14 protein-coding genes are annotated in these 19696 nt (G+C 62.8%); 9 read left to right on the top strand and 5 right to left on the bottom strand.

Annotated elements, in window-relative coordinates:
* Positions 1-8 precede the first annotated feature (8 nt).
* Together KR767_RS07835 and KR767_RS07840 are read right to left on the bottom strand one after the other, a co-directional pair.
* The gene (locus KR767_RS07835; protein WP_250878720.1) at positions 9-809 is read right to left on the bottom strand and encodes a CmcJ/NvfI family oxidoreductase; all 801 of its coding nucleotides are present in this window, start codon (positions 807-809) and stop codon (positions 9-11) included.
* Between the two features lie 143 nt (positions 810-952).
* Positions 953-1846: a LysR substrate-binding domain-containing protein gene (locus KR767_RS07840; RefSeq protein ID WP_250878721.1), complete on the bottom strand. Its 894-nt coding sequence runs from the start codon at positions 1844-1846 to the stop codon at positions 953-955.
* A 134-nt stretch (positions 1847-1980) separates the two neighbouring features.
* Between KR767_RS07840 and KR767_RS07845 the strand changes: the two genes are divergently transcribed.
* Complete coding sequence (locus tag KR767_RS07845; RefSeq protein WP_250878722.1) at positions 1981-2955, top strand: alpha/beta hydrolase; 975 nt, start codon at positions 1981-1983, stop codon at positions 2953-2955.
* An 84-nt stretch (positions 2956-3039) separates the two neighbouring features.
* Here KR767_RS07845 and KR767_RS07850 read toward each other — a convergent pair whose 3' ends face one another.
* The 3 genes from KR767_RS07850 to KR767_RS07860 all read right to left on the bottom strand — a co-directional run bounded on the left by KR767_RS07850 (position 3040) and on the right by KR767_RS07860 (position 5125).
* Complete coding sequence (locus KR767_RS07850) at positions 3040-4359, bottom strand: type II toxin-antitoxin system HipA family toxin (RefSeq protein WP_250878723.1); 1320 nt, start codon at positions 4357-4359, stop codon at positions 3040-3042.
* A complete protein-coding gene (locus KR767_RS07855; protein ID WP_166946030.1) occupies positions 4359-4607 on the bottom strand; it encodes a helix-turn-helix domain-containing protein in 249 nt (82 codons plus the stop codon). Before KR767_RS07855 ends, KR767_RS07850 begins: the two co-directional genes overlap by 1 nt.
* A gap of 161 nt (positions 4608-4768) precedes the next feature.
* Positions 4769-5125 carry a DUF1428 domain-containing protein gene (locus KR767_RS07860; protein WP_250878724.1) on the bottom strand — a complete coding sequence of 119 codons (357 nt, stop codon included), beginning with the start codon at positions 5123-5125 and terminating at the stop codon, positions 4769-4771.
* A 243-nt stretch (positions 5126-5368) separates the two neighbouring features.
* Here KR767_RS07860 and KR767_RS07865 point away from each other — a divergent pair, with 243 nt between their 5' ends.
* The 8 genes from KR767_RS07865 (at position 5369) to KR767_RS07900 (ending at position 19679) form a co-directional block, all read left to right on the top strand.
* On the top strand, positions 5369-6373 hold the full coding sequence (locus tag KR767_RS07865; RefSeq protein ID WP_250878725.1) for a glucokinase: 1005 nt from the start codon (positions 5369-5371) through the stop codon (positions 6371-6373).
* On the top strand, positions 6370-8724 hold the full coding sequence (locus KR767_RS07870) for a beta-N-acetylhexosaminidase (protein WP_250878726.1): 2355 nt from the start codon (positions 6370-6372) through the stop codon (positions 8722-8724). The genes KR767_RS07865 and KR767_RS07870 overlap by 4 nt, the downstream gene beginning before the upstream one ends.
* 130 nt (positions 8725-8854) lie before the next feature.
* The gene (locus KR767_RS07875; protein WP_250878727.1) at positions 8855-12034 is read left to right on the top strand and encodes a TonB-dependent receptor; all 3180 of its coding nucleotides are present in this window, start codon (positions 8855-8857) and stop codon (positions 12032-12034) included.
* 9 nt (positions 12035-12043) lie between these two features.
* Positions 12044-13405: an APC family permease gene (locus KR767_RS07880; protein ID WP_250878728.1), complete on the top strand. Its 1362-nt coding sequence runs from the start codon at positions 12044-12046 to the stop codon at positions 13403-13405.
* A gap of 4 nt (positions 13406-13409) precedes the next feature.
* Positions 13410-16118 (top strand): glycoside hydrolase family 2 protein, encoded by a 2709-nt coding sequence (locus KR767_RS07885; protein WP_250878729.1) that lies wholly within the window; start codon positions 13410-13412, stop codon positions 16116-16118.
* A gap of 10 nt (positions 16119-16128) precedes the next feature.
* A complete protein-coding gene (locus KR767_RS07890; protein WP_250878730.1) occupies positions 16129-17139 on the top strand; it encodes a LacI family DNA-binding transcriptional regulator in 1011 nt (336 codons plus the stop codon).
* Between the two features lie 12 nt (positions 17140-17151).
* Positions 17152-17973: a sulfotransferase family protein gene (locus KR767_RS07895; RefSeq protein ID WP_250878731.1), complete on the top strand. Its 822-nt coding sequence runs from the start codon at positions 17152-17154 to the stop codon at positions 17971-17973.
* Positions 17970-19679 (top strand): bifunctional sulfate adenylyltransferase/adenylylsulfate kinase, encoded by a 1710-nt coding sequence (locus KR767_RS07900; RefSeq protein ID WP_250878732.1) that lies wholly within the window; start codon positions 17970-17972, stop codon positions 19677-19679. The genes KR767_RS07895 and KR767_RS07900 overlap by 4 nt, the downstream gene beginning before the upstream one ends.
* The last annotated feature ends 17 nt before the right edge of the window (positions 19680-19696 follow it).

Here is a 19696-nt window from a genome sequence, read left to right on the forward strand (position 1 = left end):
GGACGGTCTCAATCGAAGATGACGAGGCAGCGGGCCTCGATGCTTTCACGCAGGGGCGTGCCTGCCGGCACGTCCGGCAGCTCGAAGGCGGCATGGGGGGTGTAGCGCGCCACGCCGCTCACCTGCGAGTCGTATTGCTTGAAAACCAGGGCTTCGTGCCGATCCATCCCGGAGAAGTACGACCACCGGTGACGATGGCCATGGCGAAGCATGTAGATCTCGCCCTTGCGTTTCGGGTAGTGGACATCGGCGACTACCAGCTCCGAGGCATCCACCGTACGGGCATCGCAGACGGCCAGCGGCGTATCGAGCACCGGCCCCCGGATGGATCGCCAGACATTGACGATCGCATAGCGCGATCCATTCGCCATGGCGGCGTCATCGCCGATCACCAGGCCCAGGCGTCGCTGCCCGGATTGTTCGGTGTAGTCGTTATGGATGCGGCCGTTGGCGGCGGCAGGCTGGCCGCGTGACGAGCGGCCGAACGACAACGCACGACGGTCCGCCTCGCGCTTGCGTACGAGGTGATCGAAGACGTAGGCACGCGTAGCCCCGGTCGCTGCCAGGGCCAGGGATGCCACTTCCGGGTAATAGACGCGGGCCAGCTCGTCCTTGTCCTCGAAGTCGCGCACACCGGTAGGGGCATCGCACAGCACGAAGCCGCAATCGTGCACCGAGCCCTCTGTTCGACGCGCATCGGCAATGAACGTGGTACGGATATCGTAATCGGCGCTCTCCCAGGACTGGCCGTCCGGGGGCGGATAGGCGTACTGGAAGGGGCGCTCCTCAGTGCGAGACAGGTAGCTCATGCTCGCAATGACGCCAGGAAGGCGTTGGGACAGGGGGAGATACACGGCACGGTTCCGGCGAGAAATCCGTGCCTATTGCACCGCTCGGCGGCGGCCCGTTCAAACGCTCAATCCTCATGCCTGCCATGCGCGGGGAGCATGCGTCAGGCGGATGGGCGCGCCTGCGCAACGAGCCAGTCCACCACCGTACGCGCATCGTCGCCCGTATCTTCACTCAGCAGCCAGTATCCATGATCGCTGCCATGCGGCGCTTCGGCAGGTGCCAGGGTCACGAGCTGACCTTCCGCCAGCATGGTGCCAAGCAGTGGCACCCGGCCCAGTGCAATACCCTGGCCGGCCATGGCCGAATAAGCCACCTGGTCGTACTGGTTGAAGCGCAGGATGCTGCGTGGCCGGCCTTGGGCCATCGCGTGCGTTTTCAGCCAGGTATCCCAGTGCAGCCAGGGACGGGCAGGATCATCGAATTCAAGCAAGACCTGGTCATCGACAAGGTTTTCGCCCAGACGCAGGGAAGGATGCGCGACCGGGGCAATAGCCTCGTCGAAGAGATGCAGGGCACCTTCGGGCGCAGCCGATCGCGAGCAGTAGCGAATCGCGAGATCGACGTCTTCCCTGGCCAGATCGGTGAGGCGGTTCTGCGCGGCGATGCGTAGTTCGATACCGGGATGCGCGGACTGGAACTGGCCCAGTCTAGGAAGTAGCCAGAGGCCGGTGACGCCGATGCTGGCACTGAGTGTGACGATGCGACGCCGCGCCTCGTCACCAATGACGCCTACGGCTTCCTGCAGTTGTTGTAGCGCGGCATCGGCGGTGCGGAACAGGCGCTCACCCTCGGCAGTGAGCGTGATCGAACGATGCCCGCGCACGAGCAGCTTTACGCCCAGCCGGCTCTCCAGTGCATGCACCTGGCGGCTGATGGCCGACTGGGTCAGGCAGAGGTCTTCCGCTGCGCGGGTGATACTCATGCGCCGGCCCACGGCGACGAAGCCGCGCAACGGGTCCATCAGGGACGATAGTGAAAGCAGCGATACCGGCATGGGGCAGGTCCGACGGAGCAAGGCCACATCTTACCGGCGGATCGTGCCCGCTCCCCAGCCGGGTCGCTCCAGCCTTTCGCCACATTGCCGTGTTGCCATGCCAGGACAGGGAATTCATGGCTGGGGATCGGATCATGTGCATACGTATAGCGTCGTTATTTGCGTTCATCGCCGTCGCGCTGGGTTGTGCCTCCGTGCGCGCCAACGACTGGGTACACCCAGGGCCCGCATGGGAGCCCGAAGCACCACGCAAGCAGGTGCCGCTATGGCCGGAGGGCCTTGCGATAGCCAGGCCGCCCGTGAAGGGGCCGGAGGGCGTATGGAACGAACAAAAACCCGGAGCGCCCGCACCCTTGGTTGCCATCGTGAACGTCAGCCACCCGACCATGACCATCTACCCACCCAAGGGAAAGAACAGCGGCGCAACGATGGTCGTGTTCCCCGGCGGCGGTTACCGCGTGCTTGCCATCGAACTGGAAGGCACGCAGATCTGCGACGCATTCACAGCCAAAGGCATGACCTGCGTCGTGCTCAAGTACCGGGTGCCGGGTTCCGGACCCTGGTGGAATGACGACTGCAACTGCGGCAAGGAGCCAACGGCGCCGATGGCATTGCAGGATGCGCAGCGCACCATGGTGCTCTTGCGACATCAGGCGAAAGCGCTGCAGATCGATCCGCAGCGCATCGGCGTGATCGGCTTCTCGGCGGGTGGTCATATGGTGGCTGATATCAGCAATCATCCTCGCCTGAGCTACAAGCCCGTTGACGATGCGGATAAGGAGAATCCTGTTCCCGATTTCGCCATCGCGATGTATCCGGGGCATCTGTGGGACCAGGACGAACACGGCGTGAAGCTGCATCCCAGGAACAAGATCAGCACCAAGGCACCGCCCACCTTCATCGTGCAGGCGCAGAACGACCCCGTCGACGATGTACGTAACTCGGTGAGCTACTACCTTGCGCTCACGAAGGCAGGTGTTCCGGTGGAGATGCACCTGTATGCGAAGGGAGGGCATGCGTTCGCCCTGCGCAAAACAACCGATGCCATCGGCGGCTGGCCCGCGTTGCTGGATACATGGTTGCGCGGGCTGGGGGTGCTCACCGACTGACGATGGTATCCCCCGGGGCACCGGCGGCAGCCATGTCTTCATGGTCGCTACCCGGGGGCTTATCGTCGAACATTGGCGCAATGATCAGGCGGCGAGGCCGAGTCGAAGGGCTTTCAAGCGGCGTCGGACGCCTGCACTGATGGATTGATGCAACGCTTCGGGAAAATCGCCTGGCAGACTGGCTTCGAGCTGGTCGAGTGCGCGGTCCATGTGCGTTGCGATATCGTCGATAGCCCTGGCCGAAAGGGCGGGCGGTATTTTCGCGGCATCTGCACTTTGCTGGAAGTGTCGCGCCTGAATCTCATCGATGCGGTAGTGGCGCTTGTCACCTACGGACATCGCCATTTTCATTTGCTTGCGTTCGATCTTGCGCGCATCCACGGCGGGCTGGGCACTGAGGACATCGTAAAGCGGAGTCAACGCATAGTTTCCGCCCGGGCGAAGAAAGAGGCTGAAATTCTTGGCATGACCATCGGTGGCACCCAGTAGCCAGAACACCAGTTGAGCCTGCAGCACGGTGCGGTGATCCTCGGCCGGACGATCGGCACCGCTAAGAAGCCCGGCTATATCACGGAAGCCTGGACCACCATCGCTTTGGTACTTGCGGGAAGGTGGTACGGAAAGTGCCTGGCAGAAATCTTCCTGTGGAAGACGAATCAGGCGCCCTTCGCTCCAGTGTCGATCAAAACGCTCGATGACCAGGGCCTTGGTGTTGCCAAAGCGCATGATCTGCGCATTGTTCACCGGCAGGCCTAGGTGTTTCAGAAGCTGAAGACAATAGAATTCGTTTTCGACGCTGTCGGAAAGATCGACGCCGTTGGGCAATGTTCCGATCTGTGTCTTGAACAGGTGCGTGGTTGGCGTGGTTCCGTGGGGTTTCAGCCATTGACCATCGAGGCGAAGCAGGGCGGTCTTCTCCTGGGCGCCCGCGATGGATATCCGAAAGTCATCATCCTTGCGAAGTCCCAGTGGGGCTTGTGCCAATGACGTAAGCAGCTTTTCGATGGCCTCATCGTCGACGCGTTCACCGGAGATCGCGGTTGTATCATTCGGTGTATCGTCGTCGTCACTTTCAAGGAATTGAAGCGCGCCAACGCAATCCCTGCCGATGGCGGCCAGCAGGCTGTACGCATCGGGTCCGGCGGCGCCGATTTTTTCTGCCACGCGCTTGCGCAGCTCCGGAGAGTCAGGCAGAAGATTGTCGAATACGGCCACCACGGGTTCACCGTGCCATGCCTCCTCGCGAAGCGGCAGCGACAACGAAACCGGGAAAGCCTGGGCGCGATCAAGCCATTCGCGATCGTAGCGGAACGCGATGGCTCCGCTGGTTTCCTTGAGCAGATGCCCTACGAGCCGATGGTTCTGATAAACACGTAACGGCGGATGTCGTCGGCTTCTTGCCATCAGTCAATCAGCTCCCGGATATCGATTCCATGGCGGCGGTCGCCGATCTGGAATTCAAGATCCAGCGCGGCCAGGATCGCCAGGATGGTATCGATCTGACTGCCCGGCTTCCCGTTCTCGATCTGCGAGATCGTGGCCTGCCGGAGCCCGGTGCGCTCTCCCAGTTCGTTCTGGTTGAGTCCCAGGCGCTTACGGTGACGGCGGATAACGGCGCCAATCTGCTTGGTTGAGCGGGCGAGGTCGGGCATGGAATAAGCCTCCTTATCGAAATATGCGCTATCTCGTATAAAAAGGCAATATACAACTTGGCGTATATTTTATACATATACGCCAAAGCGAATAAATTGAATTTATACGCCATGGCGTATGTACGCACCGCTTCCGGCGACATAGCGGATTCGATACACCGTTAGCCCGGCAAGCTGACGACCGATGTAAAGCCGCCAAAAATCATGCGCTTGGCGTCGAAAGGACAGTCACTGGCGGCGGCCATGCTCGGGTCCTCCATGAACTTCGCCATGCCCGCATCGCGGGTGGCCTTGTCGGGCCATTCGACCCACGAGAACACCACGGATTCCTCCTGCTGTGCCTGCACGGCACGGCGGAAGTCGGTGACCTTGCCGTCGGGCACGTCATCACCCCAGCACTCCACCACCCGCAGGGCCCCCACTTTCAGGAAGAAGGGATCGAAGGTGCGGGCGTGTTCAATGAACTTTTCGCGGTTGGCGTTGGGCACGGCGATGACGAAACCATCGATGTAGGACATGACTATCTCCTGGCATGAGGGCGGCCGGGATGGCCGCCTTCATGTATACGACGAATGAGCGCCCTCGGTATCGACATGAGCTTCCGCGGAGTCGTGGCGACGCCTTGCACCCGGTTCCATCCCTGTTGCGGCATGTCTTGACACCGGTGTCAGTCCCGTTACACCCTGATGTCCAATCCGGTGCGGGGGCATGCGGATCACGTGATTCACCCGTGGGTTTCAAAGGGGTGGGGGACATCGGGAATGCAATTTCTTGCGGGCGATATCGGCGGCACGAATGGCCACGTCGCGCTTATGCGCGCTGCCGACGATGGGACGGGCGTTTTCGAGACGCTCGCCTATCGCGTGTTTCCCTGTGCCGCGTTTCCCTCGCTTGCCGCGCTGCTCCACGCCTTCATCGAGGCGGAGGTGCGCACTCCGGTTGCGCATTGCGTACTGGCGTGTGCCGGCCAGGTGATGGGCGACGAGGTGGTGAACGACAACCTCCCGTGGCACGTCCGGATCGACGACTTGCGCGCCACGCCTGGCCTGGTCGAGATCGCGCTCCTCAATGATTTCGAAGCCCTTGCCTACGCCATCGACGGTCCGTTGGCCGCCAGCGGCAGGCATCTGTGCGGGCCGTCGGATCGAGGCCCGGGGCCGTCCCTGGTGGTTGGCCCCGGCACGGGGCTGGGTGCGGCCTTGCATGTGCCCGGTGTAACCCGGCCAACCGTACTCACGACGGAAGCCGGCCAGATGGATTTCGCGCCCCACTCGTTGCGTGAGCGCGACGTACTCGCGTGGATTGCGCCGGAAGGGGGTTATGTACCGGTCGAAGCCATCGTATCGGGGCCGGGTCTGCTGACCATCTACCAGGCGCTTTGCGCACTTGATGGCGAGATGCCGGTGCTGGCGACACCGAAAGACGTCACGACAACGGCCTCGGCGCAGGCCAATCCGCAGGCCGTGGAGGCGGTGGAGCTGTTCTGCGCTGCCTTGGGAAGCTTCACCGGAAGCCTTGCCATGACCTGCGTGCCTACGGGAGGCATTTTCCTTGCCGGTGGTTTCCTGTCTTCGCTGTTCGATCTGCTCAAGCGCAGCGCGTTCGAAGAGCGTTTCCTGCATGGTCGCAGTGCGCGTCCCCTGCTGGCGCAGGTGCCGGTGTGGGTGACCGAGCATGGTTGCCATGGCGTGCAGGGAGCCGCGCGCTGGTTTCTGGGGCGTCGCGAAGCGCCCGAAGCCACGTTGTCCGAGGGGCTGGTCGCATGAGGCAGCGTAAGCCGACGCGATGTAAACGCCACTTCGTACTGACGTGTGCAGCCATAGTCATCGCTGTGCACGCGATAAGCGGGTTCGCCACCGCTGCACCGGTACCTGCGTGGTCGCTGGTTCCCATGCCCGCCGTGGTGAAGCCGTCGGGTGCCGGCGTGTTGGACATTGGCAATGGTGCGGGCGTCGTCGTACGTGGAAGCGATGACGCGGCCATGGCCGCTGTCGTGAATCACTTCGTGCAGCGCGTCGCCGACGTGCGTGGGCTGACGATAGGCCAAACAACAAGCGACAACGCGCCCGTGGCGGTGACGTTCGATGTGCGCCCGGATGCGGCTGTCGTGGGTGACGAGGGCTATGCACTGGTTATCGGCCCGCAAGGGATTATCGTCACGGCCCGTACCGCACGCGGTGCGTTCTATGGAAGCGTGACGGTGTGGCAGCTGTTGACGCCGCCGGGCTGGACACGAGGTGCCATCGCACATGTGCCCTACGGCACGATCGAGGATCACCCCCGATTTGCATGGCGCGCCCTGCTGCTGGATTCCAGCCGGCACTACCAGGATGCCGACGAGATCAAGCGCCTGATCGACTGGATGTCGCTCGACAAGCTGAATGTGCTCGTGTGGCATATCACCGATGACCAGGGCTGGCGCCTGCCGATACCGAAGTATCCCGAGCTGTCTACGGTGGGTGCATGTCGCGACGCCGTAGGTAATGACAGTGAGGTGTCGGGCGGGCGATCCAGACCTTATTGCAAGGTCTACACGGCAGCCGAGATCAGCGACATCGTGCGCTACGCCGCTGAGCACTACGTCGACATCGTTCCAGAGATAGATCTTCCCGGGCACTCGCAGGCCACCATCGCCGCCTATCCCTGGCTGGGCGTGACAGGCAGGCGCCCGTCCGTGTGGACCGACTGGGGTGTCAGTCCCTGGCTGTTGAACCCGAACGCCAGGACCCTGCAATTCGTCAATGACGTGATGGACGAGGTCATGCGCCTGTTCCCATCGCGCTACGTCTCCATCGGCGGCGACGAGGCGGACAAGCAGCAGTGGAATGCCTCGGCCGAGGTCAATGCGCAGATGAAGGCGCTGAAACTGGCCAGCATGGATGAGCTGCAAGGCTGGTTCATGCAGCAGGTCGCCACGTACCTCGTCGACCACGGTCGCACCCCGGTGGGCTGGGACGACGAAGTAGCCGCTGGCGTGGCGCTGCCACGCGGGCAGGTCGTGATGTCCTGGCATGGCGATCACGACGAGCGCGTGGCGCTTGCGGCGCTTCGCCAGGGGCACGATGTGGTCATGACACCGCAGGAATCGTTGTACTTCGATCACCTGCAATCCGGGCACCCAGACGAATGGGCCGGGCCGCCGCCCGAGGTGACGTTGCGCCAGGTATACGACTCGCAGCTGGTGCCGCCAGGTACTAGTGCCGACGAAGCGAAGCATATCATCGGCGTGCAGGCCGGCCTGTGGGCCGAGCAGATGCTGACGTTCGCACACACCCAGCATGCCGCGTTCCCGCGTATCGCCGCGCTGGCGGAACTGGGCTGGTCGGCGCCCTCGGCTCATGACTGGAACGGATTCCTGGCACGACTCCCCGCTCAGATGGAGCGTTATCGCGCCTTGGGCATTGGCGTCGCGGATACCGCCTTCGCGCCGACGTTCCAGTTATCGCGTGCGACGGGCGGCGCGTTCAGGGCGGTGCTCGACAATCAGGTCCATAGTGGTTCCATCCGCTACACCACCGACGGTACAGCGCCGTCGGCGACATCCGCGATGTATGCGCAGCCGCTCACGATGCCCGCCGGGGTGACGTTGCGAGCTGCAACGTTCGCACCGGACGGCAGCGTGCTCGCCTCGGCCCGGTCAGTCCAGGTCACCGAAGCCACCCTGTCAAGTCGCGACAGCACTGCACTGGAAACCTGCTCGGGTGAGCTGCCGTCGCGCTTGCAGGGCAGCAGGCCGGCACATGGCCCGAGTCCGGTGTATGCCGTCGAGATCGGAAACGCCTGCTGGATGTGGCGCATGGCAGACGTAAAGGGCGCCAGCCACGTCGCCGTGACGGCCGAAAAGCTGCCGTGGCGCTATGGCGACGAAGCCCGGGGCGCCGTAGTGCGTGGAAGCCACGATGGACAAGACGCCATCGAGATCCATGCAAACGCCTGTGATGGCCCACGGCTCGCGACGCTGCCGCTTGGTCGCGCCACGCCTTTGGGTAGTCAGGTGCATCTGGAAACGAAGCTTTCCACGCCCATCGCGGCGGATGCGCATGCCTTGTGTGTGTTTGTGACCGGCGACCCTCGCGAGGGGCAGTGGGCGCTGGGAAGGATGTCGTTCTCGAAGTGAAGTAACGCGGTGCGCGGGGGCGCGCCGGGGGGTTGGGGAAAACAAGCATTGGCACCACGACGGCGTGCGCTTTCGCGCGCGTCCGGGCATTACGCGTTCCTGGCAGGCAACAGTCACGAGGTCACGGCCCATGTCCACACCACTTTGTAAGCATCCCTTGTCGTTCGCTATCACGCTGACGCTGCTGGCTGTCGCTTCGACGTCGGCAAGCGCTTCCACGTTCTTCGATATCCGGCAGGACGCGCAAGCCGCGCCGCCCGCAACGCCGGCCGCGCCGAAGAAAGAAGGCGACAAGGACGATCAGGACGGCGCCAGGAAGGCTGTCGACCTCTCGGGCGTCACGGTTACCGGCGTGCGCGCATCGCAGATGAAGGCGATCGACGTAAAACGCGATGCCGACAAGATCCAGGACAGTATTACCGCCGAGAACATCGGCGCGCTGCCCGATACGACGATTACCGATTCGCTTCAGCGCATCACTGGCGTGCAGATCAATCGCGATGCGGGCGTGGGTACATCAGTGGACGTCCGCGGCCTGCCCCAGGTGGGCACCATGCTCAATGGCGAGATCTTCATCACGGCGGACCAGATCGATTCCCAGCAGCCGGATTTCAGCATGCTGCCGTCGACGCTGTTCCATGGTGCGGACGTGGCCAAGTCGGCGACCGCCAGCGAAACCGACGCGGGCATCAGCGGTGCCATCGACCTGCACACCTACCGTCCCTGGGACCTGCCATCCGGTTTCACGTACAGCTACTCGGCCAATGGCGAACGCGGTTCGACCACGAAGCACACGGGGCCCGAGGGCAACGGCCTGATCTCCTATAACGACAACGGCCGCTGGGGTTTCCTGATCTCGGGTGACTACTCCGATACCCGACGCATGAACTCCACCGAAGGCCTGGACCAGTATGGTGCCGTGCTCAACGGCGAGAACGCAGTCAGTTCCGGCGGCTACAACGGGTTCCTTACGCCTTGGAACGGCGCACCCATTCCGTCGAAGATCGTGCAGAACGCCGATGGCAGCGTGGACGTGAACGGTGACGGCAAGTCGAACGGCGTTTTCCTGGGTAGCCAGAACTTCGGCGTCAACCAGATCATTACCGAGCGTAAGCGGAAATCAGGCAATGCCTCGTTCCAGTTCGATATCGGTAACGGCTTCAGCCTGACGAGCGATTACTTCTACTCGCAGCAGCACGAGTTCGATCGTAACGTCGGTATCCAGTTCAACTCCACCAATTGGCAGGGCGCGACCTATGTGCCGCTGCAATCGCGGGATACGGGCCGGCCGGCACTTGGCCAGTACGGCACGCCCGAGCCTGGCTGGGAAGGGTCGAATATCTTCACCACGCAGGTGTACCAGAAGTGGCCGGGCGACGTGGAATCGTATTCGCAGATGATCCGCAAGTTCTCCGTGGCGAAGAACCTGAACCTTCAGCTGGACTATGACGACGGTGGCCCGTTCACCGCATCATTGCGGGGTATCCATGACACGGCGTCGCAGTCGCTCCAGGAAACCGACGTCAACGTATCCGATTCGGATGGTGCCCTGTGGCCCAACGTCCTGAAGGATGGCGTATCCGACGACGCCGTGCCGCCCGGGACGATGGTGTATCCCGCCGCACTGGGTGGTAACCGTGTATTCAATCCCTCGGGTATCCCGCAGAACACCTTGCCCATCGTGGCCGACTTTCGTGGCCGCTACCTGAAGATCGATACACCGGCCGAATTGGCGGCAGCATTCGCCAATCCGGCCGCCTGGACGATGAAGGCGCTCGAATCGTCGGGCAACTACGACCGCAAGGTGGCCCTCAACGCCTTGCGGTTCGACGGCAAGTTCGACTTCAACGATGGGTTCAAGCTCGAATTCGGCCTGCGCAACAGCATCCGCAATGCAAGCAACAAGGGCTGGACCTTCGAGACCCCGGTGTATGGCGGCATGGGTGCGAGCGATCCGAACGGGTGTCTGGTGCGCTATGTCGGCGCCGACGTGGTGTTGAACAGTGGCTCGTGTACGGCCGGCAACGACCAGGGCTATTTCCGTGCCGGCCCGCTTTCGGCCATCTCCATGCCGAATACGGCCGCACCACTGGCGAGCAACTTCAAGGCCTACAACAACCTGCTCGGGTCCGGCATCAACTTCTGGGCGCTCGACCCCGATGCCATGAAGAATCCCGAGGCGTTCTGGAAGTCGCTGTATCCCGATACCGTTCGGGTTGGCGAGCCGGGTACCACGTGGGGCGTTCGGCTCAAGGAGCTTTCGGGTTATCTCCAGGGTGACTTCAACGGCACGATCGGTGATATGCCCTATAGCGGCAACGTGGGCGTGCGCATCATCCAGAGCAAGCTCAACGTGACGCAGCACCTGACGGGCGCACCAGGGGCCTATGGTGACGAGCCCGAGGACGTGGGTACGGATATCACCCGGCGATCGTACCGGGACATCCTGCCGTCGCTGAACTTTGCACTAGACGCGACCGACAGCCTGAAATTCCGCTTTGCCTATTCGAAGAACATGATGCCGCTGAACCTGAGCACCTGGGCGGGCGGCCTGACCCTGAACTACTCGTTGTCCGAGACGCCCGATGGCCCGGTGTTCCGCGTTGCCAACGGTACGTCCACCGGCAACCCCAACCTCAATCCCTGGCGTTCCACCAATTTTGGCGCCTCGGCCGAGTACTACATCAACCCCACCAGCATGATCAGCCTCGCGCTGTTCCGCATCAATGTGGACAGCTTCATCAAGAACGGCAGTGTCACCAACTGCACGCTGCCCGATGAAGACGGCGTGGTACGCAATCACTGCATCGTCATTACCCAGCCCGTGCAGGGCACGGGCAACAGCATCAAGGGTGCGGAATTCGACTATCGGCAAGGCTTTACCTTCCTGCCAGGCATCTTCTCGAAGACGGGCATGGAGCTGAATGCCACTTACGCGCCCAGCAATTCCGGCGAGCGCGACCTGGCAGGCAAGAAGATCCCGTTCCAGGACAACTCCACCAAATCGGGCAACTTCATCCTGTGGTACCAGGACGACCGCTTCCAGGCGCGCGTGGCGTACAACTACCGCTCCCGGCGCGCGGTATCCGATAGCGTTGGCGGCATCACGGGCCTGGAGCTGTACGAGGCCCCGCAGGAATACATCGATGCGTCGGTCTCCTACAAGTTTTCCAAGCAGATGGAAGTGTTTCTCAACGGCACGAACCTGACCAACGAATACCAGCGCTATTACCTGACATGGTCGAACCAGCCCGGGCACTCGACGTTCTCCGAGCGCATGTTCATGTTCGGCATTCGTGGCCAGTGGTAGGGGGACATCATGAGCGAGCGTAACTTCCATCGGTCGATCGGGGTTTTCTCCGGTACCGCCATCAACATGACCCAGATGTGCGGCATCGGCCCGTTCATCACCATCCCGTTGATGGTGGCGACCATGGGCGGTCCACAGGCCATCGTCGGGTGGATCGTGGGCGCCTTGCTGGCGATGGCCGATGGGCTGGTGTGGGCAGAGCTGGGCGCGGCCATGCCGGGCTCCGGTGGCACCTATGTCTACCTGCGCAGGGCGTTCCAGGAGCGCAGTGGCAAGCTCATGCCGTTTCTCTTCATCTGGACGATGCTGCTGGCGATTCCCCTGCTGATGTCCACGGGCATCATCGGCATGGTGGAGTACCTGCAATTCTTCTTCCCCGGCATGGGCTGGTGGACCGCGCATCTGGTGGGGGTGGTGGCAACGGCTCTGGTGACGTGGTTGCTGTACCGCCGCATCGAGTCGGTACGCATCATCACCATTGCGCTTTGGGTGATCATGCTCGTTTCGATCATCGGCGTGGCGGCAGCCGGGTTCTCGCACTTCGATGCCCGGCTGGCATTCGATTTCCCGCCGGGCGCGTTCGGTCCGCATTTCTTCGCCGGACTCGGCGGGGGGCTCATCATCGGCGTCTACGATTACCTTGGTTACAACACCACGGCCTATATCGGCGACGAGCTTCGTGATCCCGGGCGCACCATGCCGCGCACCATCATCATTTCGATCACCGCGATGATGGTGATCTATCTCCTGCTCAACATCAGCGTGCTGGGCGTGGCGCCATGGCAGGAGATCGCGACATCCAAATCCGTGGCATCGCTGGTGGTAGAGCGGAGTTGGGGCCATGCGGCTGCGGCGGTGATGACCGTGCTCATCATCGTCACGGCGCTGGCGTCGGTGTTCACCGGTCTGCTCGGCGGTTCGCGGGTGCCGTACGAAGCGGCACGTGACAAAGTATTTCTTTCGACATTCGGCCGGCTCCATGGGAAGGAAGGTTTTCCCCATATAGCCCTGCTGACCATGGGTGCGGTCACGGCGGCCGGCACCTTCTTCGACCTGACCGAAGTCATCAACATGCTGCTGACGGCGATCATCCTGGTGCAGTCCATCGCCCAGGTCGTTACCCTCATCACACTGCGTCGGCGCGAGCCGGGGCTTCACCGGCCTTACCGGCAATGGCTCTATCCGGTGCCTTGCATCATTGCGCTGCTGGGCTGGATATACGTCTACGTATCCGCTTCGACACTATCGTTGGTGCTTTCGGGTGCATGGATCATCGCCGGGCTGGTCGTTTTCCTGGTGTGGGCGCGTGTGAATGCCGCATGGCCGTTCGCGCCGCAGGATATCCAGCGCACGGCAGCCAGGGAGCATTGACGCCATGCAGAACGCAGTACGAACGATCTTCGTGACCGCCATCGTGATGGGCGTGGCCCTTGGCCCAGCCGCGATGGCAGGTACCACGTACGCCGATACGCGCGTTGCCGCGGAGGCAGGAACCGTCAACCCCATAAGCCGGTGGCAGATCCAGGACGACGCGAAAGCCCAGCAAGGCGGCGCCGAGATCTCTGCCAGTGGTTTCGCCACCAGGGAATGGTATCCGGTCACCGGACGCGCCACCGTGATGGCCGGCCTGCTGGAAAACGGCGTCTTTAAAGACGATGTATTCCACAGCGACAACCTTCGTGCCGTGCAGGTGCCTGACGCCAGCGGCAACCTCTTCGTGACGCCGTGGTGGTACCGGGCGGGTTTCGACCTGCCAAAGGCAGCCGCAAAGCGATACACGCTGCTGCGCACCCACGGCATCATCTCGGCCGCAGATGCCTGGGTGAACGGGCAGAAGGTTGCCGACCGCGCGGATCTGGCAGGGGCCTATCCCGAGCACGACATCGACGTCACCCGCTGGGTACACGCAGGTGCCAATGCGGTGGCCTTCAAGGTGTATCCGGGTGATCCGCGAATGAGCCTGTCCATTGGCTGGGTGGACTGGAATCCCACGCCGCCGGACAACAACATGGGGCCCTGGCGCGGGGTGGACATCGTCCAGACGGGACCCGTGGCGTTGAGTGCACCGCATGTGATGTCCACGTTGTCGGCAGACCTCAAGCAGGCGACCCTGGCCGTGAGCGTCACGGCGACCAACCTGGATACGGTGGGCCATGACGCCACCGTCTCGGGCACCGTTGCCGACAAGCCGGTGCAGCAGACGATCCGTCTCGCCCCTGGTGAGGTGAAACGGGTATCGCTGGCCTCCGGATCGACGCCAGCGGTGACGCTGGACAACCCCAGGGTGTGGTGGCCCGTTGGCATGGGCGACCATCCGATCTATCAGATGGCGTTGACCGTGGCGGTCGATGGCGCTGCGTCGGATCGCTCGGCAACAACGTTCGGCATTCGCCGCGTGGAATCCACGCTTACCCGCCAGGGCTATCGCCAGTTCACCATCAACGGCCAGCCCCTGCTGATACGCGGTGGCGGCTGGGCGCCCGACATGTTCCTGCGCGACGATCCCGCGCGCATGGAGGCCGAGTTCAGCTATGTGGTGAACCTGGGCATCAACACCATCCGCAGCGAGGGCAAGCTGGAGAACGACCGGTTCTACGACCTGGCCGACCGCAACGGTATCCTCGTGCTGGCCGGCTGGGAATGCTGCGACAAGTGGGAGGCCGCCGCGAAGACGGGCGGCGAACCCTGGAACGACGCCGATATGCGGGTGGCGAAGGCGTCGATGGCCAGCGAGGCCCGCCTGTTGCGCAACCATCCTTCGGTGATCGGCTTCTACATCGGCAGCGACCATGCCCCACCGCAGGCGCTTTCGAAGATGTATACGGATACGCTTCGCGACGAAGGCTGGTCGTTGCCTGTCATTTCCGCCGCCGTGGATGAAAAGACGGAAGAGGCCGGCCCATCGGGCATGAAGATGGCGGGCCCCTACGACTGGATTCCGCCGTCCTACTGGTACGGGGACAAGCAGGGCGCAGCCTTCGGCTTCGATTCGGAAGTGAGTGCGGGTGCGGTGATTCCTCGCATCGAAGATGTGCAGCGCATGCTGTCGGTGCAGGAGCAGGAAGCCCTGTGGAAGTACCCGCAGGCGCGTCAGTACCACGCCTCGGCCGACTGGTCGACGTTCGCCGTGCTCACGCCGTTCGATACCGCACTGGCAAAGCGCTACGGTGCACCGACGGGCCTTGCCGACTACGTGGCGAAGGCACAGCTCGATAACTACGACAACGTACGTGCACAGTTCGAAGCCTTCAATGCCCGCATGGGAGCTGATAACCCTGCCACTGGCGTCATCTACTGGATGCTCAACAGCGCCTGGCCGTCGTTGCACTGGCACCTGTACGACTACTACATGAATCCGGCGGGGGCCTACTACGGCGCAAAGAAAGCCAACGAACCGGTGCACATCCAGTATTCGTACGATTCGCGTTCCGTCGTGGTGGTGAACCACACATTGGATGAACGTCACGGGCTGAAGGCGTTGGTAAAAGTCCGCAACCTCGATGGCAGCGTGCGCTACCAGAAGCAGGTCGAGGATATCGAACTTGCGGGAAACCACGCGCAGCCGGTGCTCGATCTGCCGTCGGTCGCCGGGTTGTCCACGGTCTATTTCGTCGAACTGGAACTTGTCGGGGCGGACGGCAAGCCGGTCAGTCGCAACGTCTACTGGCTGTCCACGCGTGAAGATACGCTCGATTGGGCGAAGTCCAACTGGTACCTCACACCAGTGACGCAGTACGGCGATTTCACGGCCCTGGCATCCTTGCCGAAAGCGACGCGTGAGGTCCACGCCTCGACCGTTCGTGAAGGCGATGAGGATGTTACCCGGGTGACGCTGTCCATCCCTGCCTCATCGCCATCGGCCGCCGTACAAGAGCACCTGACCATACGCCACGGCGCGAAGGGCGACCTTGCGCTGCCCGTGAGGTGGACTGACAATGATGTCACGCTATGGCCCGGCGAATCCGCCGTGCTCACGGCGCGCTATCCGGCGCAAGGCTCGGTCGGTACGGTGGTCGAGGTATCCGGTTGGAATACGCCCGTGGAGCAGGTGGCCGCGGGAGTCACCCAGGGAACGAAGCATTGAAGAGGCCTTCATGTCGCGCGTGACCATTAACGATGTGGCTCGTGCGTCCGATACGTCGAAGAAGACCGTTTCGCGCGTGCTCAACCAGGAGCCTGGCGTGCGTGCGGAAGTGCGCGACCGCGTCATGGCCGCCGTGGCCGAGCTCAATTACCGGCCACTCGCGTCGGCGCGCAGCCTCGCCTCCAATCGCTCCTTCATGATCGGGCTGCTCTACGACAACCTGTCGCCCAGCTATGTCATGGAAGTGCAGGCGGGCGTGCAGGAGGCCTGCGAGGCGCAGCAGTACAGCATGATGGTGCAGCCGCTGGATTCCACGGCGAAGGATTTCATGGAGCGTGTCGAGGGCATCCTCTGGCGGCATCGTCCCGATGGGCTGGTGCTTACGCCACCCATCACGGACCACCCGGCGCTGCTCGCCCATCTGCGCGCCACCGACGTGCCGTTCGCCTCCATCGCACCGCGCAAATCCAAGGGCATCGCCGGGGTCATCCTGCAAGAGCGCGAGGCCGCCGCCGCCATGGTGGATCACCTCGTCGCGCTGGGACATCGCCGCATCGCGCACATCATCGGCGACCCGAAGCACGGCGCAGGCGTATGGCGCCTGGCCGGGTACCGCGACGGGATGAAGCGTGCCGGGCTGGATGAGCGTGCCGACTACATGGTGCAGGGCCAGTTCTCCTTCGAGTCGGGCGTGAAGGCGGCCCGCCAGCTGCTGAGCCTGAAACAGCGGCCCACGGCCATTTTCGCGGCTGACGATGATATGGCCGTCGGCGCCATCTGGGCCGCGGCCGAAGCCGGCGTGCGGGTGCCTGACGAGATATCCATCTGCGGCTTCGACGACACCACGATTGCGACACGCGTGTGGCCCCTGCTCACGACAGTGCACCAGCCGGTGCGCGACATGGGTAAACGGGCCACGGAAGAACTCCTGCTGGGACTGCTCGGCAAGGGCGATCCCAGCATGGTCGAAATGGATTACCAGATGCGCCTGCGTGCATCCACGGCGCCCGCACCCCGATAGAGGAAACACCGCATGTCAGAGCGCCGGTTCCATTTCATCTCCGGCCTGCCCCGCGCGGGCACTACCTTGCTCGCCGCGATCCTCAACCAGAATCCGCGCTTCCGCGCCGGCATGACCAGCCCTTTGGCCGACATCATGGGCGTGGTGGTGGCCGAGGCCAGCAGCAAGAACGACTTTGCCTTTGAGGTCACGGATGAGCAGCGCGTGGCCCTGCTACGCGGGCTGGTGGAAAACTTCTATTCGGTCGATGCGCGGCCGGAAGCGGTATTCGACATGAGCCGCCTGTGGTGCAGCCGCATGGGGCTGCTCAATACGTTGTTCCCCGGCGTGAAGGTTATCGCCTGCGTACGTCAGCTGGCCTGGGTGCTGGACAGCATGGAACGGCTGGTACTCAAGCAGCCGGTGAGTGTCAGCAAGGTGTTTCGCTACGACACGAACACGACGGTGTACTCGCGTGTCGAGGCACTGACCGATCCGCGCGGGATGGTCGGGTTTGCCTATCAGGCGACCAAGGAAGCGTTCTACGGCGAATACGCGCGCGATCACCTGTTGTTGCTGACCTATGAAAGCCTGGTTCGCAATCCAGAGGCAGCCATGCGAGCGGTATACCGTTTTCTTGGCGAACCCTGGTTCAATCATGACTTCGACAACATCGCCTACAGCGCCGACGAATTCGATGCGCGCGTGGGCATGCCGGGACTGCATGTCGTTCGAGCCAGGGTCGAGGCCGTGGAGCGCACACCCGTCCTGCCGCGCGAGGTCTTCGGGCGCTTCGCCAACGAGGCGTTCTGGGCGGATCCGAAGAACAACGTCAACCAGGTGACGATCGTTTGACCACGCTGGTCGAGCCGCACGGCGGAGTGCTGAAGGAGCTATACCTGCCCGAGGCGGAGGCTCTCGCTGCAAGGCGTGCCTCCGGTGCGCTTCCCAGCGTGGTGCTCGATCACCGGCATCTATGTGATCTTGAACTGCTTCTGGATGGCGCGTTTTCGCCGCTGGACGGTTTCATGCGCGAGGCGGATTACGATGCCGTCGTCGATGGCCTTCGCCTGGCCGATGGCACGCTCTGGCCCATGCCCATCGTGCTCGACGTTTCCGAAGACGCTGCGGCATCGCTTTTGGTCGGTCAGGATATCGTGCTGCGTGATGGGCAAGGTACAGCGCTGGCGCTGCTCACCCTGTCCGAGATCTTTCGCCCGGACAAGGCCCGTGAAGCCTTGCAGGTCTACGGCACGCTGGATGTGCATCATCCCGGTGTCGCCGACCTGCTGAAGCGGGGCGGGGTCTATCTGGGCGGTCGTGTTCACGGCTTGCAGCGGCTGGCTCATCACGACTTCGTCGACCTGCGGACGTCACCTCGCCAGATGCGTGCCTACCTCGCCAATCAGGAATGGGAGCGCATCGTCGCCTTCCAGACGCGCAACCCGCTGCATCGTGCGCATGTCGAGCTGACGCAACGTGCCATGGCTGCCATAGATGGAAAGCTCCTTCTGCATCCCGTCGTCGGGCGTACCAGGGACGGGGATATCGACACCTACACGCGCGTCCGCTGCTATCGCGCGTTGGTGAAGCACTATCCGGCGAAGGCGGTGAAACTGTCGGTCCTGCCACTGGCCATGCGCATGGCGGGACCACGCGAAGCGTTATGGCATGCCATCATCCGCAAGAACTTCGGCGCGAACTTCTTCATCGTCGGTCGCGATCATGCCGGCCCGGGAAAGGATGTGTCTGGAAGGCCGTTCTACGAGGCACGAGCTGCCCAGGTTCTGGTTCAGGCCTATGCCGACGAGCTGGGTATCACGGTGCTTCCCTTCGCTCCCATGGTGTATTCGGCCGTAAGACAGGCCTATGTCGCCGCCAACGAACTGCATCCGGGTGAAACCTCAAGTGACGTCTCGGGCACCGAACTGCGCAAGTACCTGCGTGACGGTAGCCCTATCCCGGCATGGTTCACCTATCCGGAAGTGGAAGCCATCCTTCGCGAGCGCTTTCCGCATGCGGCAAACCGCGGATGCGCCGTTTTCTTCACGGGGTTATCCGGCGCCGGCAAGTCCACCCTCGCACAGGCGCTCATGGCCAGCCTTCTCGAAAACACGGGGCGGCAGGTCAGTCTGCTCGATGGCGACGAAGTGCGGCAAACCCTGTCCGCCGGCCTGGGCTTTTCGCGTGCCGACCGCTCGGCGAACATCCGGCGGATCGCCTATGTGGCAGCGGAAATCGTCCGTCATGGTGGCATGGCGATCTGTGCCCCGATTGCTCCCTATGCGGACGATCGGGCAGTGGCGCGTGCGCTGGTGGAGGTGCATGGTGATTTCATCGAAGTGCATGTGAGCACGCCCCTCGATGTATGCGAAGCGCGCGATGCGAAAGGACTCTATGCACAAGCCCGCTCGGGGGCGCTCAAGCACTTCACCGGCATCAGCGATCCTTACGAGACACCGGACTCCCCGGAGCTTCGCCTTGATGGCTCGGAGCAGTCGCCTGCCTTTCTCGCAGCCCGCATTGTCGAGATGCTTCGGGAGCGTGGCTTGTTGGGTTGACCTCAAGCTTGCGCCGC

This window comes from Luteibacter anthropi (assembly GCF_023699965.1).
In the GTDB taxonomy this organism is placed as follows: Bacteria; Pseudomonadota; Gammaproteobacteria; order Xanthomonadales; family Rhodanobacteraceae; genus Luteibacter; species Luteibacter anthropi.

What these genes read in the sequence shown, in the direction of transcription:
- KR767_RS07835 (WP_250878720.1), bottom strand. Translation starts at nt 809, where the DNA reads ATGAGCTACCTGTCTCGCACTGAGGAGCGCCCCTTCCAGTACGCCTAT.
- KR767_RS07840 (WP_250878721.1), bottom strand. Translation starts at nt 1,846, where the DNA reads ATGCCGGTATCGCTGCTTTCACTATCGTCCCTGATGGACCCGTTGCGC.
- KR767_RS07845 (WP_250878722.1), top strand. Translation starts at nt 1,981, where the DNA reads ATGTGCATACGTATAGCGTCGTTATTTGCGTTCATCGCCGTCGCGCTG.
- KR767_RS07850 (WP_250878723.1), bottom strand. Translation starts at nt 4,359, where the DNA reads ATGGCAAGAAGCCGACGACATCCGCCGTTACGTGTTTATCAGAACCAT.
- KR767_RS07855 (WP_166946030.1), bottom strand. Translation starts at nt 4,607, where the DNA reads ATGCCCGACCTCGCCCGCTCAACCAAGCAGATTGGCGCCGTTATCCGC.
- KR767_RS07860 (WP_250878724.1), bottom strand. Translation starts at nt 5,125, where the DNA reads ATGTCCTACATCGATGGTTTCGTCATCGCCGTGCCCAACGCCAACCGC.
- KR767_RS07865 (WP_250878725.1), top strand. Translation starts at nt 5,369, where the DNA reads ATGCAATTTCTTGCGGGCGATATCGGCGGCACGAATGGCCACGTCGCG.
- KR767_RS07870 (WP_250878726.1), top strand. Translation starts at nt 6,370, where the DNA reads ATGAGGCAGCGTAAGCCGACGCGATGTAAACGCCACTTCGTACTGACG.
- KR767_RS07875 (WP_250878727.1), top strand. Translation starts at nt 8,855, where the DNA reads ATGTCCACACCACTTTGTAAGCATCCCTTGTCGTTCGCTATCACGCTG.
- KR767_RS07880 (WP_250878728.1), top strand. Translation starts at nt 12,044, where the DNA reads ATGAGCGAGCGTAACTTCCATCGGTCGATCGGGGTTTTCTCCGGTACC.
- KR767_RS07885 (WP_250878729.1), top strand. Translation starts at nt 13,410, where the DNA reads ATGCAGAACGCAGTACGAACGATCTTCGTGACCGCCATCGTGATGGGC.
- KR767_RS07890 (WP_250878730.1), top strand. Translation starts at nt 16,129, where the DNA reads ATGTCGCGCGTGACCATTAACGATGTGGCTCGTGCGTCCGATACGTCG.
- KR767_RS07895 (WP_250878731.1), top strand. Translation starts at nt 17,152, where the DNA reads ATGTCAGAGCGCCGGTTCCATTTCATCTCCGGCCTGCCCCGCGCGGGC.